Raw genomic sequence first — 13,527 nt, 5'->3', positions numbered from 1 at the left:
ACCGCATGGCCTCGGCCGTGGTGGGCTTCATGCGCCCTTCGGCATCGACGAACCCATAGGCTGCTATGACGACCTCGAACATGGCCGAGATGCACCCGATTCGGTGGTCGCGCCTGACTGATACGCGCCTGACCAAGCCGGCGCGCAGTTGCATGTGCTGTCCACCTTCGAGCACCGCTCGTTCGAGCTGGCCGACAACGGCATCATCTTCAAGCCGCAGACCGACCCGGCGATCCTGAACTACATCGCCAACTACATCATCCAGACCGGCGCGGTGAACGAGGACTTCGTCAAGAACCACGTCAACATCACCAAGACCGCCACCGACATCGGCTACGGCCTGCGCGAGACCAACCAGCTGCAACAGGCCGCCGCGCATCCGGACTCGGGCAAGCTGGAGCCGATCGCGTTCGAGGAATATTCTGCCTCGGTCGCGGATTACACGCTGGAATACGTGTCCGAGCTGTCGGGCGTGCCGGCGAGCCAGCTCGAGCGACTGGCCAAGGAATATGCCGATCCGAACCGCAAGATCGCCGAGACCAATTGGAACATCCCCGCAGGCACCATCCCGGCCAAGCTGGGTTTCCACGCGGTTCTGCAGCACCGCAAACTGAAGGATGGCGACCTGAACGTCTATTGGGTGCCGTGCAACAACAACATGCAGGCCGCGCCCAACATGAACGAAGAGGGCTATCCCGGCTATCGCAACCCCGACAACTTCATCGTCGTGTCGGACCCGTACCCGACCGTCACCGCGGTTTCGGCCGACCTGATCCTGCCCACCGCCATGTGGGTCGAGAAGGAGGGCGCCTATGGCAACGCCGAACGCCGCACCCAGTTCTGGCGTAAGCAGGTCAAGGCCCCCGGGCGATGCCAAGTCGGACCTGTGGCAGCAGATGGAGTTCTCGAAACGCTTCACCGTCGAGGAGGTCTGGGACGAAGAACTGCTTGCCAAGATGCCCGAGCATCGCGGCAAGACCCTGTTCGAGGTGCTGTTCGCCAACGGTAAGGTCGACAAATATCCGGTGTCGGAGACCGCTGAAGGGGTCCACAACGACGAACCCGAGCATTTCGGGTTCTAAGTCCAGAAGGGCCTGTTCGAGGAATATCCCAACTTTGGCCGCGGCAAGGCGCATGACCTTGCACCGTTCGAAACCTATCATCAGGCGCGCGGGCTGCGCTGGCCGGTCGTGGACGGGAAAGAGACGCTCTTTCGCTTCCGCGAAGGCTATGACCCGTATGTGCCCGAAGGCGCCGAGGTGAAATTCTATCGCCACAAGGACGGCAAGGCCAAGATCATCTTTGCGCCCTACAAGCCGGCGGCCGAGGAGCCGGACGAGGAATACGATCTGTGGCTGTGCACCGGCCGGGTGCTGGAGCACTGGCATTCCGGGGCGATGACCCGCCGCGTGCCCGAGTTGCACCGCGCCTTCCCCGCCGCTGTGGTGTTCATGCACCCCGAGGACGCCAAGGAACGCGGCGTGCGCCGCGGGCAAGAGATCGTGCTGTCTACCCGCCGCGGCAAAGTGATCAGCCGCGTCGAGATCCGCGGGCGCAACAAAGTGCCGCGTGGCCTCGTGCTCATGCCGTGGTTCGACGAGGGCCAGCTGACCAACAAGCTGACACTGGATGCGACCTGTCCGCTGTCCAAAGAGACGGACTTCAAGAAATGCGCCTGCAAGGTTGAGCGGGCGTAAGGGCAGGGGTCGCAAAGGTCGGGTGTGATGTCTTTGGTCGGCAAACCTCTTTCGCCGCAACGGCGCCGGTTCCTGCAGGATTCGGCGTGCGCGGCGGGTGGCTGTCTGGTCGCCGGGTCGTTGCTGGCCTTTCTGGCCCGCGACGCCCGCGCCCTGCCGGCCGAGGCCCTGCGGCCGCCGGGGGCGTTGCCCGAAGATGGCTTTCTGGACGCCTGCATCCGCTGCGGGCTGTGCGTCCGCGACTGTCCCTGTGAAACGCTGAAGCTGGCCGAGTTGGGTCTCGATGCGGTGGCGACCGGCACGCCGTACTTCATCGCTCGCGATGCGCCCTGCGAGATGTGCGAAGACATCCCCTGTGTCGCGGCCTGCCTGGACCGGGCGCGGACAACCTTGCCGCACCGGGCGGGTACGAACCGGGTTACAACCTTCCAGGGGCAGGCCAATGACAGCGCGCGCGCATATGCCCGTCGGGCACGAGGCCCGCGAGGTCAAAGGATGGGTCGGCGCGCATCGGTTCCTGCTGCTGCGGCGCTTCAGTTAGGTTTTCTTTCTGGCGCTGTTCCTGCTGGGGCCGTGGTTCGGCATCTGGATCGTCAAGGGCACGCTGGCCGGATCGCTGACGCTGGACCTGCTGCCGCTGACCGATCCGTTCATCCTGCTGCAGGAGCTGGTGGCTGGCCACTGGCGCTGATCCGCGGGCTGATCGTTCTGGTGCCCTGTGCGCTGATTGGCGGGCGGGTCTGTTGTTCGTGGGTGTGCCCGATCAAACCTGTTACGGACGCCCCGCATTGGCTGCACCTTCGGCTGGACCTGCCCAAGGGCTGGCAGCCCAAACGCAGCACCCGGCTGTGGATATTGGCGACCGTCTTGATCGTGTCGGCCCTGACCGGCGTAATCGCATGGGAACTGGTGAACCCCATCACCATGCTGCACCGCGGGCTGGTCTTTGGCATGGGTTTTGTCTGGGCGATGGTCGTGGCGATCTGTGTCTTTGACCTGTTCGTGGCCCGGCATGGCTGGTGTGGCCATATCTGCCCGGTCGGGGCCTTCTAAGGCCTGATCGGCGCCAAAAGCCTGCTGCGGGTCAGCGCCACCAATCGCGCCGCCTGTGACGACTGCATGGACTGCTATGCTGTTTGCCCGGAAAACTAGGTGATTTCGCCCGCGCTGAAGGGCAAGCCGGAATCCAGCCCGCTGATCCTGTCGCCCGATTGCACAACATGCGGCCGCTGCATCGATGTGTGCTCGGTCGATGTCTTCAAACTTACCCACCGGTTCGATGACGCCGACGTCGCGCCACCCGATCCAGCCGCCGCGCCTCAGGCGCGTGCCGCCAGACCTGTATAAGGGAGTGCCAAGATGAGAAAATCGATAGCGACAGGCGCAATGGCCCTGATCCCAATGCTTATTGTGGGTGGGCTTGCCTTTGCGCAATCCGCCTAGGTGTCGACCTCGCGCGGTGCGGATGTGGATGAGCCCGTCATCCTGGACGAGGTCCACCGCAACGTCGAGGGCCGCATGCAGCGCAACTATCGCCAGCAGCCGCCGTTGATCCCGCACAAGATCGACCAGTACCAGATCGACATCCGCACCAATCAATGCCTGTCTTGCCACGACTGGACCAAGGCCGGTGAGCGCAACGCGCCGACCCTGTCGATGATCAACTATCTGGATCGCGAAGGCAACGAGCTCGATCAGATCGCGGGCACTCGGTAATTCTGCAACCAGTGCCACGTCCCGCAGGCGGATGTGCCAGCCCTGGTCGACAACCTGTTCCAGCCCTCGGCCGGAAACCGATCCAGCTTTGGACTGGAGGGAGCACCCGAAATGGCAGACTCACCTGAAAAGCGCGGCTTGATCGGCCGCATCTGGGCGTGGATCTGGACAGCGGCCACTGCGTTCAGCGCAGGCTTTCTGGTCTTGGTGGGCTTTCTGGCCGGCATCCTGTTCTGGGGTGGGTTCCACTGGACCCTCGCGATGACGAATACCGAAGAACTCTGCGTCTCGAGCCACACGATGGAAACCAACCTTGGCGAATACCGGGAAACGATCCACTACAACAACCACTCCGGCGTACGGGTCATCTGTTCCAATTGCCACGTGCCCAAGGAATGGAGCTTTAAGATCGAAGCCAAGATCATGGCAGTGAAAGACGTCTATCACGAGCTGGTCGGCACCATCAGCACGCCCGAGAAATACGAGAATCACCGCCTGCAGATGGCCTCGGCCGTGTGGAAAAAGATGAAGGCCTCGGACAGCCGCGAATGCCGCAACTGTCACAATTTCGAATACATGGACTTCACCATTCAGGAAACGCGCGGCGCCAACGAGCACCAGCGTGCGATCGACGAGAACATGACCTGCATCGACTGCCACCAGGGCATCGCGCACAGCCTGCCGCCGGGTTATCTGTAAGAGTATCAGAAAGTGGTCGCATCGCTGGAGCCGGTGACCGGCACCGAGGTGGCGCAAAGTATCGGCGCGGCCGAGATCCGGTCATTCCTGAACAGCAGAACCGACTAGGAGTGGCACGGCATGCTTGAGATTTTGGGAACGATCGGCGGCAACATCCTGAGCCTGCCCGGCATTCTGGGCCTTGCGCTGGGCATGATGACGCGCAAGCTGTGGCTGGGTACGGTTCTGTGTGCGGCCGTGGGTTTGCTGGAAACCCTGGCCTTTGCCAATTGGCAGTTCAGCAATGTCGAAACGCTGGAGTTGTCGATCGGAGTTCTGGTCGGTTTGCTGGCAGGCACCGTGGGCAGCGCCATCCGGGTCAAGGGCGCCACGGTCTGAGGTTCGGGGCGCGCGCGGGGGCGGCGACCAAGTCTCAGTCCTAGCGCTTCTTGAGGTGCCGGATAATCGCATGGCAAGCAGTCGGGCCAGCCCCGGGGTCATGGTGCCAAGCGGGTCGCGCAAAACGGCCTTGAGGCCCTGCACCGTATCGCGGGCTTCGGCCGGCGTGTCCTGAAATTCGGCCTCGATATCCGCGATCGCCATGTTGCGCAGCTTGGCCACCGGCGCGGTGTCGGTTTCGGCGCTGATCGAATTGGCAACGACCGGAAAAACCAGCGCCACACCAAGATTGACCACCCCAGCGACCAGAGCGGCCACCGGTTTCGACATGGTGGTCGTCAGGGCAAGATAGCCCGCGATGTTCAGCATCACGACGGCCAGCGCCGCCGCCAGCCCCGCGGCTGCGAAAAAGCCCGTACTTTTCGCCAGAACCGTCAGGTTGCGCTGGGCAATCAGGCGTTCGGTTCGCAGAATGATGGACGCGTTTCGTGAAATGCGGCTCATCTGTCACCCTCCTGGCGCGCGGCCTATCATGTAGCGCAGGGCACACACCCCGAGGGCGAACAGGATCGCCTTCTTGTGGGGCAGCGAATCCAGTTCGGTCAGGACGTCATCAAGCTCGCTGGACCATTCGTCCAACGTTTCCGGCAGCTTCTCGGAGAGGTCGCTTTTCGCGGCCTTCGCGTCGGACTCTGACGAGGCCTAGGGGCTGTTGTTTCGACCGTTCTTCGAGCTGGCGTTTCAAATTTTCGACCTGCTTTTCAAGCTCGGCCTTGGTGACCATGGGTCTTTCTTTCTGCCGTCCGAGGGGTGCGTCGCCGTGTCGGTGGAATTTATGACTACGCGACAGTCCCATGTTGAGACATCGGGCAAGCAGCAGCACACCCCGGGCTGAAAATCCGTTTTTCGCAGCGGGAATTATCATCTTGATTTGACAGAGGTGCAACATTTTCGTGATAGCTGCATTTCCGTCTCTTTTCCGCCCGATTCTTCCTTGATAGGTGTGCCCGCGTAAAGGGTGATACGTTAAAAGGTTTGGGCAGGCAGATGAACGCCAAGTATGACAATCGCGCAGCGGTTTTTTGGTCGCAGACGGAAATCGACGGTTTGGAAGCGGCGCCCTTGGCCGATTTGACCGTCGGGTCCGCCTGGTCTTTGATGGGCCGGGTCACCTATCTGCGCGATGTCGGGCATGTGATGTCCGCGCAAGCGGTGGCATCAGCAAGCAGGGCGGCGCAGTCACGGTCGGCTTCGCAGCTGTCCGGGTTTGAACCGTACGCGCCGATTGCCAGGGTTGTGCTGACAAATGGCGCTCAGAGTTTCGAGGCGGAATTGGCGCTTGTCGATGGCGCCAAAGAGCCGGTGTTGTTCTTCGAAAACGGATGCCCCGCCCGTGGTCAGGAATTCTGGGTCAGCGCGGTGAACGCGGTCACCCGGACCGATGCGCACGGCGCGACCCAAGCAAACGTGCTTGCTTTCCCGCCGAATGCGGCAAAGGGCCGGGGGCGGGCTTGCGCGATATAGGTTGCAGTTTTCGGCGCGGATTTCCTTGGTCCGCCGAGACCGGCCGTTCACCCTTTTGGCGGAATTGTTACGCATGCGTGTTGACTCTGCAGGTTCGGCAGATATAAGCGCGGCTCCATTGGTGTTGGTGGCCCCCGCAAGGGGATGCCTGTCATGGGGGAGACCTCAAGAGGACAACGCCCTTCATAGTGGCCCGCTGGGCCTCGACCTAACGAAGGAGATCAGCCGTGACCAAACGCACGTCTGCCAAGTACAAAATCGACCGCCGGATGGGCGAAAACATCTGGGGTCGTCCGAAATCCCCGGTCAACCGCCGCGAATACGGCCCCGGCCAGCACGGCCAGCGCCGCAAGGGCAAGCTGTCGGACTTCGGTCTGCAGCTGCGCGCCAAACAGAAGCTGAAAGGCTACTACGGCGACCTGACCGAAAAACAGTTCCGCCGCATCTACGCCGAAGCCGAGCGTGTGAAGGGCGATACCGGTGAAAACCTGATCGGCCTGCTGGAGCGCCGTCTGGACGCCGTGGTCTATCGCGCCAAGTTCGTGCCGACCGTGTTCGCCGCACGTCAATTCGTGAACCACGGCCACGTCAAGGTGAACGGCAAGCGGGTGAACATCCCCAGCTACCGCGTCAAGGAAGGCGACGTGATCGAGGTCCGCGACAAGTCCAAGCAGCTGGCCGTCGTTCTGGAAGCGGTTGCCCTGGCCGAGCGTGACGTGCCGGATTACCTGGATGTCGACCACTCGAAGATGACCGCGACCTTCGTGCGCACCCCGTCGCTGGGCGACGTGCCGTACCCGGTCATGATGGAACCCAACCTGGTCGTCGAATTCTACGCCAAGAACTAAGACGGCGGCATTCGCGAATTTGGGGCCGTACGCTGCAAGGCGTGCGGCCCTTTTCGTTGTCATGTCCGTGCGCGCTTCCTGTCAAGGAAAGGGAGTCCCGTGCCCGCCAAACTCAGAATCGAGCATATCCTCGAACGAACCATCTGTGCGCTGCGTTGGCTCATGGCGCAGGTCTATCTGGGCCTCGGCCTAACCATCGGTCTTTTGATGGTCGTGTTCCTGCGCGAGCTTGCCCACTATCTGCCGCAGGCCATGGAGATGAGCGCTGAAACCGCGATCCTGACGGCTCTGACGTTGATCGACCTGTGTCTGGTCGGCAACCTGATGGTCATTGTGCTGATGTCGGGCTAAGAGAATTTCGTGTCGAAATTCGATCTGGACAGCGTCGACGACTGGCTGGCCTGGTTGGACAAGATCGATTTTTCCGAGCTTGAAGATCAAACTTCTGGGCTCGATCGTGGAAATTTCGGCGATCCATCTTCTGAAGCTGTTGATGGAGATCAGCAAAGAAAAGGATGCGCCTGTTGATGCCAAGCAGATCCGGTGGTTTTCTGCGATTCATGCGGTTCTGGTCGCTTCGTGCCTTCTGCTGGGGGGGTATGGATTGGCTGAAGGAGCGGGCCGTCCCGGCCCATCACGGCACAATCAAGAACGGCCGGGCGTCGGATCACTGACACCCCGCGCGGGCCGGCGGGGCCGTATATCGGCCCGGCCTCGGCCACGCAGAGTTTAAAGAGGCAGCGGTCGTCCTTCGGCAATGGCCTCCATCCCGAAATACGAGGTCACGCTGTCCAACTCGACCTTCTCGATCAGGCGCTGATAAACCTTGTCATAACTCGCCATATCCTGCGTCACGACCTTCAGCTGATAGTCATAGTCGCCGCCGATCCGGTGGAAATCCACAACCTCGGGAATGGTGAGGACATGGCTGCGAAAGGCCTTCAGCCACTCAGCCGAGTGGTGACGCGTGCGCAGCATCACGAACACCACCAGGTTCAACCCCAGTTTCTCGCGCGCGATCCGGGCTGTCGACCCCGTGAGCACACCCGCGTCGTTCAGCGCCTTGAGGCGTCGCCAGCACGCGTTTTGAGACAGGCCGACACGCTCGGCCAGTTCCCGCTGGGATAGAGTCGCGTCCTTTTGCAGTTCGCGAAGAAGGCGTGTGTCAATCTGATCTATTTTTTCGATCATGATGGATCATATGCCCCATAATCTCGGTAGATCAAGCAAAAAAAGGTGAAAATCTCTCGCGAAAACCCGATCATATTCAGAGGCGCAATATGGAGCCGATGACATGACCCTGTCCCATTTTCGTGCAGAAATCCAAGCCGCCACTCGTAAGTCGACCCTGCGCGACGGGCTGATCGGAGAGAACGTTCTGATCCCGGGTCTGCATGGGGACGTGCCGCTTGTGTACGCGGATTACGTTGCCTCGGGCCGCGCATTACGGCAGGTCGAGGATTTTGTGGCCCAGCAGGTGTTGCCGTTCTATGCGAACAGCCACACTGAGGCCTCCTATTGCGGTTCCTACATGACGCGACTGCGCCGCGAGGCGCGCGCGGAAATAGCCCGCATCGTTGGCGCGAGGGGAGATGACGCGGTGATCTTCACCGGGTCCGGTGCCACTGCGGGGCTCAACCGGCTGGTCAGTTTGATGGGAGTGCAAGAGGCTGACCGGCCGGTTGTCTTGATCGGCCCGTACGAGCACCATTCGAACATCCTGCCCTGGCGCGAGAGCAAGGCGCAGGTCATCGAGATCCCCGAAGGCCCCGAGGGCGGGCCGGACATGGCAGCGCTGGAACAGACGCTGATCGAGCATTCGGATTCGGATCTGGTGATCGGGTCATTTTCGGCGGCGTCGAACGTTACGGGCTTGGTCACCGACCCCGATCCGGTGACGCGGCTGCTGAAACGGCACGGGGCGCGCGCGGTCTGGGATTACGCCGGGGGTGGGCCCTATCTGCCGATGGATATGGGGCCGGACGAAGCGCGCAAGGATGCCATCGTCGTTTCTCCGCACAAGTTTCCGGGAGGGCCGGGGGCTTCGGGTGTTCTGATCGTGACCCAGAGCGCCGTGCGCCGCACCTGTCCCAGCTGGCCGGGCGGGGGCACGGTCAGCTTCGTTTCGCCCTGGCGCCACGACTACAGCTCCGATCTGGCCACCCGCGAGGAGGCGGGAACCCCGAACGTGATCGGCGACATCCGCGCAGCCCTGGCCTTCATCGTCAAGGATGCCGTAGGCACCGACGAGATCGCCCGGCGCGAGGCGCTGTACAACCGCATGGCGCTGGAGGGATGGCGTGACAACCCGAACCTGACACTGTTGGGTGTGGATCACCCGCACCGCCTGCCGATCTTTTCCTTCCTAGTGCGCGACAACACAGGGCAACCGGTGCACCAACAGCTCTTCACCCGGATGCTCAGCGACATCTACGGGATTCAGGCGCGCGGCGGGTGTGCCTGCGCCGGCCCCTATGCGCATCGGCTGCTGGGTATCGGCAAGGCGGCCTCGGAGGCGCTGCACGCGGCGTTGTCGGCCGGGGAAGAGATGAAGAAACCGGGTTGGGTGCGGCTGAACTTCTCGTACATGATGACCGAGGACACGGTTAAGTTCATCATCGACAGCGTCAATGACCTGTCGCGCCGCACGCAGGAATACGCCCCGTTCTACGCCGCCGATCCGGCAACCGCCCGCTTCAAGGCGGCGTGACGGAATTGCCGCTTTTCCCAAGGCCTTGAGACCTGTATGAGGGGCGCAACCAACGGAGCCCCTCATGAACAAGATCACCCCGCAACCCGGCATCATGGACATCGCGCTGTATCAGGGCGGCCAGTCGCATGTCGAGGGCGTGGAAAACGTCATCAAGCTGAGTTCCAACGAAAACCCCTTTGGCCCCAGCCCCAAGGCGATCGAAGCCGTGCGCGACAGCGCCACGATGCTGCATCGCTATCCGGTGACCGATCACTACAACCTGCGCGCCGCGATCGGCGAGCGGCACGGGCTGGACCCCGACCGGATTATTTGTGGCGTGGGCAGTGACGAAGTGCTGCAATTCGTGGCCCAAGCCTATGCCGGGCCGGGGGACGAGGTGATCCATACCGAGCATGGATTCTCGATGTACCCGATCATCGCCCGTATGGCCGGCGCGACCCCGGTCGAGGTGCCCGAGCGCGACCGCAAGGTCGATGTCGATGCGATCCTCGCCGCGGTGACCGACCGCACCCGGATCGTTTTCGTGACCAACCCGGGCAATCCGACCTCTACCATGATCTCGGACGCCGAACTGACGCGCCTGGCCGAGGGCCTGCCGCAGACCTGCCTGATGGTTCTGGATGGCGCCTATGCGGAATTCGTGCCGGGCTTTGACGGCGGCGCCGGTCTGGTGGACCGGTTCGAGAACGTAATCATGACCCGCACCTTCTCGAAGATTTACGGGCTGGGCGGCATGCGGGTCGGCTGGGGCTATGCGCAACGCGAAATCATCGACGTGCTGAACCGCGTGCGCCAGCCCTTCAACCTGTCGCTGACGGCCATCGCAGCAGCGGAGGCCGCCGTGGCCGATGTGGAATATGTCGAGTTCTGTCGGGCAGAGAACGCGCGCTTGCGCGAATGGCTGTCGGCCGAACTGGCCAAGATCGGCGTTCCGTCCGATCCGTCCTGCACCAATTTCATCCTCGCGCGGTTCGTGGATCAGGCCGAGGCTGAGGCCTGCGACGCCTATCTGCAATCGAAAGGTTTGATCGTGCGCCGGGTTGCGGGCTACAAGTTGCCCAACGCACTGCGGATCACCGTGGGCGACGAAAAGGCCTGTCGCCGCGTGGTTGCGGCCATCACCGCGTTCAAAGGGGGCGCCGCATGAGCCAGATCTATGATCGCATGGCGCTGATCGGGTTGGGCCTGATCGCCTCTTCGATGTACTGGGCGATCAAGCGCGCCGGGCTGGCGGGCGAGGTGACAGGCTATGCCCGGTCCGAGGCCACCCGCGACACTGCGCGGCGCATCGGGCTTTGCGACCGGGTCTGCGACACCGCGCAAGAGGCGGTCGAGGGCGCCGATCTGGTTGTCCTGTGTGTTCCGGTCGGGGCGATGGGCGCCGTCGCCAAGGACATCGCGCCGGTGCTAAAGCCCGGCGCGACCGTGTCGGATGTCGGTTCGGTCAAGCGGCACGTCATTCAGGAGGTCGGCCCGCATATTCCTGAAGGCGTGCACTTCGTGCCTGCCCACCCGCTGGCCGGGACCGAGCATTCCGGCCCCGAATCCGGCTTTGCCGAGCTGTTCGACAACCGCTGGTGCCTGCTGGTTCCGGTCGAAGGGTCTGACGCCGAGGCCATCGCACGCCTGCGCGCCTTGTGGGAAGGGATGGGATCCAATGTCGACGAGATGGATGCCGATCACCACGATCTGGTTCTGGCCGTCACCAGCCACGCGCCGCACCTGATCGCCTATACGATGGTGGGCGTGGCCGACGACCTGCGGCGCGTCACCGACTCCGAGGTCATCAAGTACTCTGCCGCCGGTTTCCGTGATTTCACCCGGATCGCGGCCTCGGACCCGACCATGTGGCGCGACGTGTTCCTGACCAACAAGGACGCGACACTGGAAATCCTCGGCCGCTTTACCGAAGAGCTGTTTGCCCTCCAGCGCGCGATTCGCACGGGCGATGGTCAGCAGCTGTTCGACTATTTCACCCGCACCAGGGCGATCCGGCGCGGCATCATCGACGCGGGTCAGGACACCGACGCCCCCGATTTCGGACGGGTAAAGGCCAAGTCATGAGGGCGGCTCGGGGAACGATCTTGTCGATGGTGGTGGTGGTTCTGGCCCAGGCTGCCAGCGCCGCGGCGCCCGATTCTTCCTTGGTTCCGATTGCACGGCCTGTGCCCGACACGAACCTGGTCACGGCGGCCTATGTCCCGGCAGGGACCGCAACGCCGATCACCGTTTCAGAAAGGACGCGACCCGTGTTGCGGCCCGTTTCCGCTCAGTTTCTGGCTGTTGCCGCGCGCCCGGCTGCACTGCCGTTCCTCGCGCCGGATTCGTCCTTGAAACCTTATCTGCGACCCGAAACGCTGGAACAGGAAATCCTTTTCAGGAAACGCAAACTGCAAAAGGGATCGGTGTGCGGCGACATTGCCATACAGGGCAAGCCGGTCGGCACCGTACCCGGCAAGATCCAGGCCTGCGGGATCAAGGATGCGGTCCAAATCACGTCCGTGTCGGGCGTGGCGCTCAGCCGGCCGTCGAAGATGGATTGCGGCACGGCCATCGCGTTGAACAAATGGGTCGACAAGACCGTCAAACCGACGTTCAAACGGCGCGGTCCAGTGGTCGAACTGCAGGTTGCCGCACACTACGCTTGCCGCACCCGGAACAACCGGAAAGGCGCCAGGATCTCGGAACATGGCAAGGGTCGGGCCATTGATATCTCGGGGTTCAAAATGGCCGATGGCGAGGTGGTGACAGTTCTGGACGGGTGGCGCAAGAACCCCTCGAAGAAGCAGCTGACCAAGATCTGGCGCGGAGCTTGCGGGCCGTTCGGAACGGTTCTGGGGCCGAATTCCGACCGTTATCACCGGGATCATTTCCATCTGGATACCGCCCGTTACCGCCGCGGCCCCTACTGCCGCTAACGCAGGATCAGGCGCGGAGCAGGCCCCAACGGCAACGGGCCGAGCGCCACGAACCCGTCGCGGAAATTCAGCTGCAGATCCAGCGCATTTGGATTACCCCCCAGTCCGGCCAGCAGTTTCAGTGCCCGCGTGACCGGATCAACGGCTTGATCGGGCAGGGCACCCGCAGCATTGGCCATGGCGATCATGTCGCGCCAGTTCTCGGCCTTGATCGCCATTTCGCCGACTGGGATACCCTGTTCATCAACCTCCAACGCGCCGGTTGCCAGCAGCCGCAGTTCGCCCCATTGCACCTCGGCAAGGTGCAGGTCGATCAGGCGGGGTTGCGGACGGCGTTGCTCCAGCGCGGAACGGTCCCAGGTTTTGTCGAAGGTTACGTTCATGTCCAGCTTCAGCGTCTCGAACGCCTGCGGCAGGGACGTGGCCGAGCGCATGAGTGCGCGCAGATCGTCCCCGGGCGAGAACGCATCCGAGTTGATCTTGACGGCATAGCTCTCAGGTGTCTCGACCTGTTCCATCATCAGATGCAGCGATCCGGCGGCCGCGGACTCGGTTCCATCGCGCATGACCGACCACGGACCCGCTGACAGGGCCATCCTTTCCAACTCCAACGCCACGCCCGGTCGCAGGTGAAGTTCGGCCTGTAGGTCCCGGGCCTGAATGGTCGCCGTCTGGTCGAAATACGACAGCCTCTGCGGCGTGTCGGCAAACCGCAACACTTGCCGCCCGGGCCAGATGGCGGGGCTTTGAAACTCGATCCAGTCGGCGCTCCAGGCCGTGCCTGTCGCCGGATCCGCCAGCGCCGGGCTGTCCAACCGGGTGCGGTGATGCAGTGGATAGCCCGAGGTATGGACCTGTGCGAAATCCGCCAGCCAGCCCCGGGCCTGCTGATGGTCGAACCATCCGGTGATCGCGCTGCGCAACCCGTACCCGGCGATGGCCCAATACGCGCTCCAGACGACCGCAAGAAAAATCAGAACTCGTATCAGTCGGCGCATGGGGAATGGCCCTTTTTCCTGCCTCGGAATTGATGT

The 13,527-nt window shown here is 62.6% G+C and carries 17 protein-coding genes and 1 pseudogene; 14 read left to right on the top strand and 4 right to left on the bottom strand.

Going from position 1 to position 13,527, the window contains the following annotated elements:
• The 6 genes and pseudogenes from AC2FM3_RS02055 to AC2FM3_RS02030 all read left to right on the top strand — a co-directional run.
• Positions 1-1,697: pseudogene (locus AC2FM3_RS02055) on the top strand (molybdopterin dinucleotide binding domain-containing protein); the annotation flags it as partial.
• A 27-nt stretch (positions 1,698-1,724) separates the two neighbouring features.
• Entirely contained in the window at positions 1,725-2,750 is a 1,026-nt protein-coding gene (locus AC2FM3_RS02050) for a hypothetical protein (protein ID WP_496678662.1), read from the top strand.
• Positions 2,751-2,753: 3 nt separating this feature from the next.
• Positions 2,754-2,849: a hypothetical protein gene (locus AC2FM3_RS02045; RefSeq protein WP_496678672.1), complete on the top strand. Its 96-nt coding sequence runs from the start codon at positions 2,754-2,756 to the stop codon at positions 2,847-2,849.
• A complete protein-coding gene (locus tag AC2FM3_RS02040) occupies positions 2,850-3,044 on the top strand; it encodes a hypothetical protein (RefSeq protein ID WP_496678660.1) in 195 nt (64 codons plus the stop codon). It abuts the gene before it with no gap.
• Between the two features lie 96 nt (positions 3,045-3,140).
• The gene (locus AC2FM3_RS02035; protein ID WP_496678659.1) at positions 3,141-3,413 is read left to right on the top strand and encodes a nitrate reductase cytochrome c-type subunit; all 273 of its coding nucleotides are present in this window, start codon (positions 3,141-3,143) and stop codon (positions 3,411-3,413) included.
• Between the two features lie 111 nt (positions 3,414-3,524).
• Positions 3,525-4,112 (top strand): NapC/NirT family cytochrome c, encoded by a 588-nt coding sequence (locus tag AC2FM3_RS02030; RefSeq protein ID WP_496678657.1) that lies wholly within the window; start codon positions 3,525-3,527, stop codon positions 4,110-4,112.
• 81 nt (positions 4,113-4,193) lie between these two features.
• Here the strand turns inward: AC2FM3_RS02030 and AC2FM3_RS02025 are convergent, their stop codons facing one another.
• Positions 4,194-4,994: a hypothetical protein gene (locus AC2FM3_RS02025; RefSeq protein ID WP_496678656.1), complete on the bottom strand. Its 801-nt coding sequence runs from the start codon at positions 4,992-4,994 to the stop codon at positions 4,194-4,196.
• Positions 4,995-4,997: 3 nt separating this feature from the next.
• The gene (locus AC2FM3_RS02020; protein ID WP_496678654.1) at positions 4,998-5,129 is read right to left on the bottom strand and encodes a hypothetical protein; all 132 of its coding nucleotides are present in this window, start codon (positions 5,127-5,129) and stop codon (positions 4,998-5,000) included.
• Positions 5,130-5,612: 483 nt separating this feature from the next.
• On the opposite strand from AC2FM3_RS02020, the gene AC2FM3_RS02015 reads away from it, so the two are divergent.
• The 4 genes from AC2FM3_RS02015 (at position 5,613) to AC2FM3_RS02000 (ending at position 7,390) form a co-directional block, all read left to right on the top strand.
• Complete coding sequence (locus AC2FM3_RS02015) at positions 5,613-6,014, top strand: hypothetical protein (RefSeq protein WP_496678652.1); 402 nt, start codon at positions 5,613-5,615, stop codon at positions 6,012-6,014.
• 227 nt (positions 6,015-6,241) lie between these two features.
• On the top strand, positions 6,242-6,862 hold the full coding sequence (rpsD, locus tag AC2FM3_RS02010) for a 30S ribosomal protein S4 (protein WP_005981478.1): 621 nt from the start codon (positions 6,242-6,244) through the stop codon (positions 6,860-6,862).
• Between the two features lie 99 nt (positions 6,863-6,961).
• Positions 6,962-7,213 carry a YqhA family protein gene (locus tag AC2FM3_RS02005; RefSeq protein ID WP_496678650.1) on the top strand — a complete coding sequence of 84 codons (252 nt, stop codon included), beginning with the start codon at positions 6,962-6,964 and terminating at the stop codon, positions 7,211-7,213.
• Between the two features lie 9 nt (positions 7,214-7,222).
• A complete protein-coding gene (locus AC2FM3_RS02000) occupies positions 7,223-7,390 on the top strand; it encodes a hypothetical protein (protein ID WP_496678649.1) in 168 nt (55 codons plus the stop codon).
• 201 nt (positions 7,391-7,591) lie between these two features.
• Here AC2FM3_RS02000 and AC2FM3_RS01995 read toward each other — a convergent pair whose 3' ends face one another.
• The gene (locus tag AC2FM3_RS01995; protein WP_496678648.1) at positions 7,592-8,053 is read right to left on the bottom strand and encodes an Lrp/AsnC family transcriptional regulator; all 462 of its coding nucleotides are present in this window, start codon (positions 8,051-8,053) and stop codon (positions 7,592-7,594) included.
• 103 nt (positions 8,054-8,156) lie between these two features.
• Here AC2FM3_RS01995 and AC2FM3_RS01990 point away from each other — a divergent pair, with 103 nt between their 5' ends.
• The 4 genes from AC2FM3_RS01990 (at position 8,157) to AC2FM3_RS01975 (ending at position 12,493) form a co-directional block, all read left to right on the top strand.
• The gene (locus AC2FM3_RS01990) at positions 8,157-9,572 is read left to right on the top strand and encodes an aminotransferase class V-fold PLP-dependent enzyme (RefSeq protein WP_496678646.1); all 1,416 of its coding nucleotides are present in this window, start codon (positions 8,157-8,159) and stop codon (positions 9,570-9,572) included.
• Positions 9,573-9,636: 64 nt separating this feature from the next.
• Positions 9,637-10,722, top strand: coding sequence for a histidinol-phosphate transaminase (hisC, locus tag AC2FM3_RS01985; protein ID WP_496678645.1), 1,086 nt, complete (start codon positions 9,637-9,639; stop codon positions 10,720-10,722).
• Complete coding sequence (locus AC2FM3_RS01980) at positions 10,719-11,639, top strand: prephenate/arogenate dehydrogenase family protein (RefSeq protein WP_496678643.1); 921 nt, start codon at positions 10,719-10,721, stop codon at positions 11,637-11,639. The genes hisC and AC2FM3_RS01980 overlap by 4 nt, the downstream gene beginning before the upstream one ends.
• On the top strand, positions 11,636-12,493 hold the full coding sequence (locus AC2FM3_RS01975; protein ID WP_496678642.1) for an extensin-like domain-containing protein: 858 nt from the start codon (positions 11,636-11,638) through the stop codon (positions 12,491-12,493). Before AC2FM3_RS01980 ends, AC2FM3_RS01975 begins: the two co-directional genes overlap by 4 nt.
• On the opposite strand, the gene AC2FM3_RS01970 is transcribed toward AC2FM3_RS01975, so the two are convergent.
• Entirely contained in the window at positions 12,490-13,491 is a 1,002-nt protein-coding gene (locus tag AC2FM3_RS01970; RefSeq protein ID WP_496678641.1) for a DUF2125 domain-containing protein, read from the bottom strand. The genes AC2FM3_RS01975 and AC2FM3_RS01970 overlap by 4 nt on opposite strands.
• Between the last annotated feature and the right edge of the window lie 36 nt (positions 13,492-13,527).

It is taken from the genome of Ruegeria sp. BHSB172 (assembly GCF_059613165.1).
This window is presented reverse-complemented; position numbering and strand designations above follow the sequence as displayed.

Bases quoted from the DNA above. Each gene is read 5' to 3' on its own strand.
- AC2FM3_RS01995 (WP_496678648.1), bottom strand. From the start codon at position 8,053: ATGATCGAAAAAATAGATCAGATTGACACACGCCTTCTTCGCGAACTG.
- hisC (WP_496678645.1), top strand. From the start codon at position 9,637: ATGAACAAGATCACCCCGCAACCCGGCATCATGGACATCGCGCTGTAT.
- AC2FM3_RS02030 (WP_496678657.1), top strand. From the start codon at position 3,525: ATGGCAGACTCACCTGAAAAGCGCGGCTTGATCGGCCGCATCTGGGCG.
- AC2FM3_RS01970 (WP_496678641.1), bottom strand. From the start codon at position 13,491: ATGCGCCGACTGATACGAGTTCTGATTTTTCTTGCGGTCGTCTGGAGC.
- AC2FM3_RS01975 (WP_496678642.1), top strand. From the start codon at position 11,636: ATGAGGGCGGCTCGGGGAACGATCTTGTCGATGGTGGTGGTGGTTCTG.
- AC2FM3_RS02050 (WP_496678662.1), top strand. From the start codon at position 1,725: ATGTCTTTGGTCGGCAAACCTCTTTCGCCGCAACGGCGCCGGTTCCTG.
- AC2FM3_RS01980 (WP_496678643.1), top strand. From the start codon at position 10,719: ATGAGCCAGATCTATGATCGCATGGCGCTGATCGGGTTGGGCCTGATC.
- AC2FM3_RS02025 (WP_496678656.1), bottom strand. From the start codon at position 4,994: ATGAGCCGCATTTCACGAAACGCGTCCATCATTCTGCGAACCGAACGC.
- AC2FM3_RS01990 (WP_496678646.1), top strand. From the start codon at position 8,157: ATGACCCTGTCCCATTTTCGTGCAGAAATCCAAGCCGCCACTCGTAAG.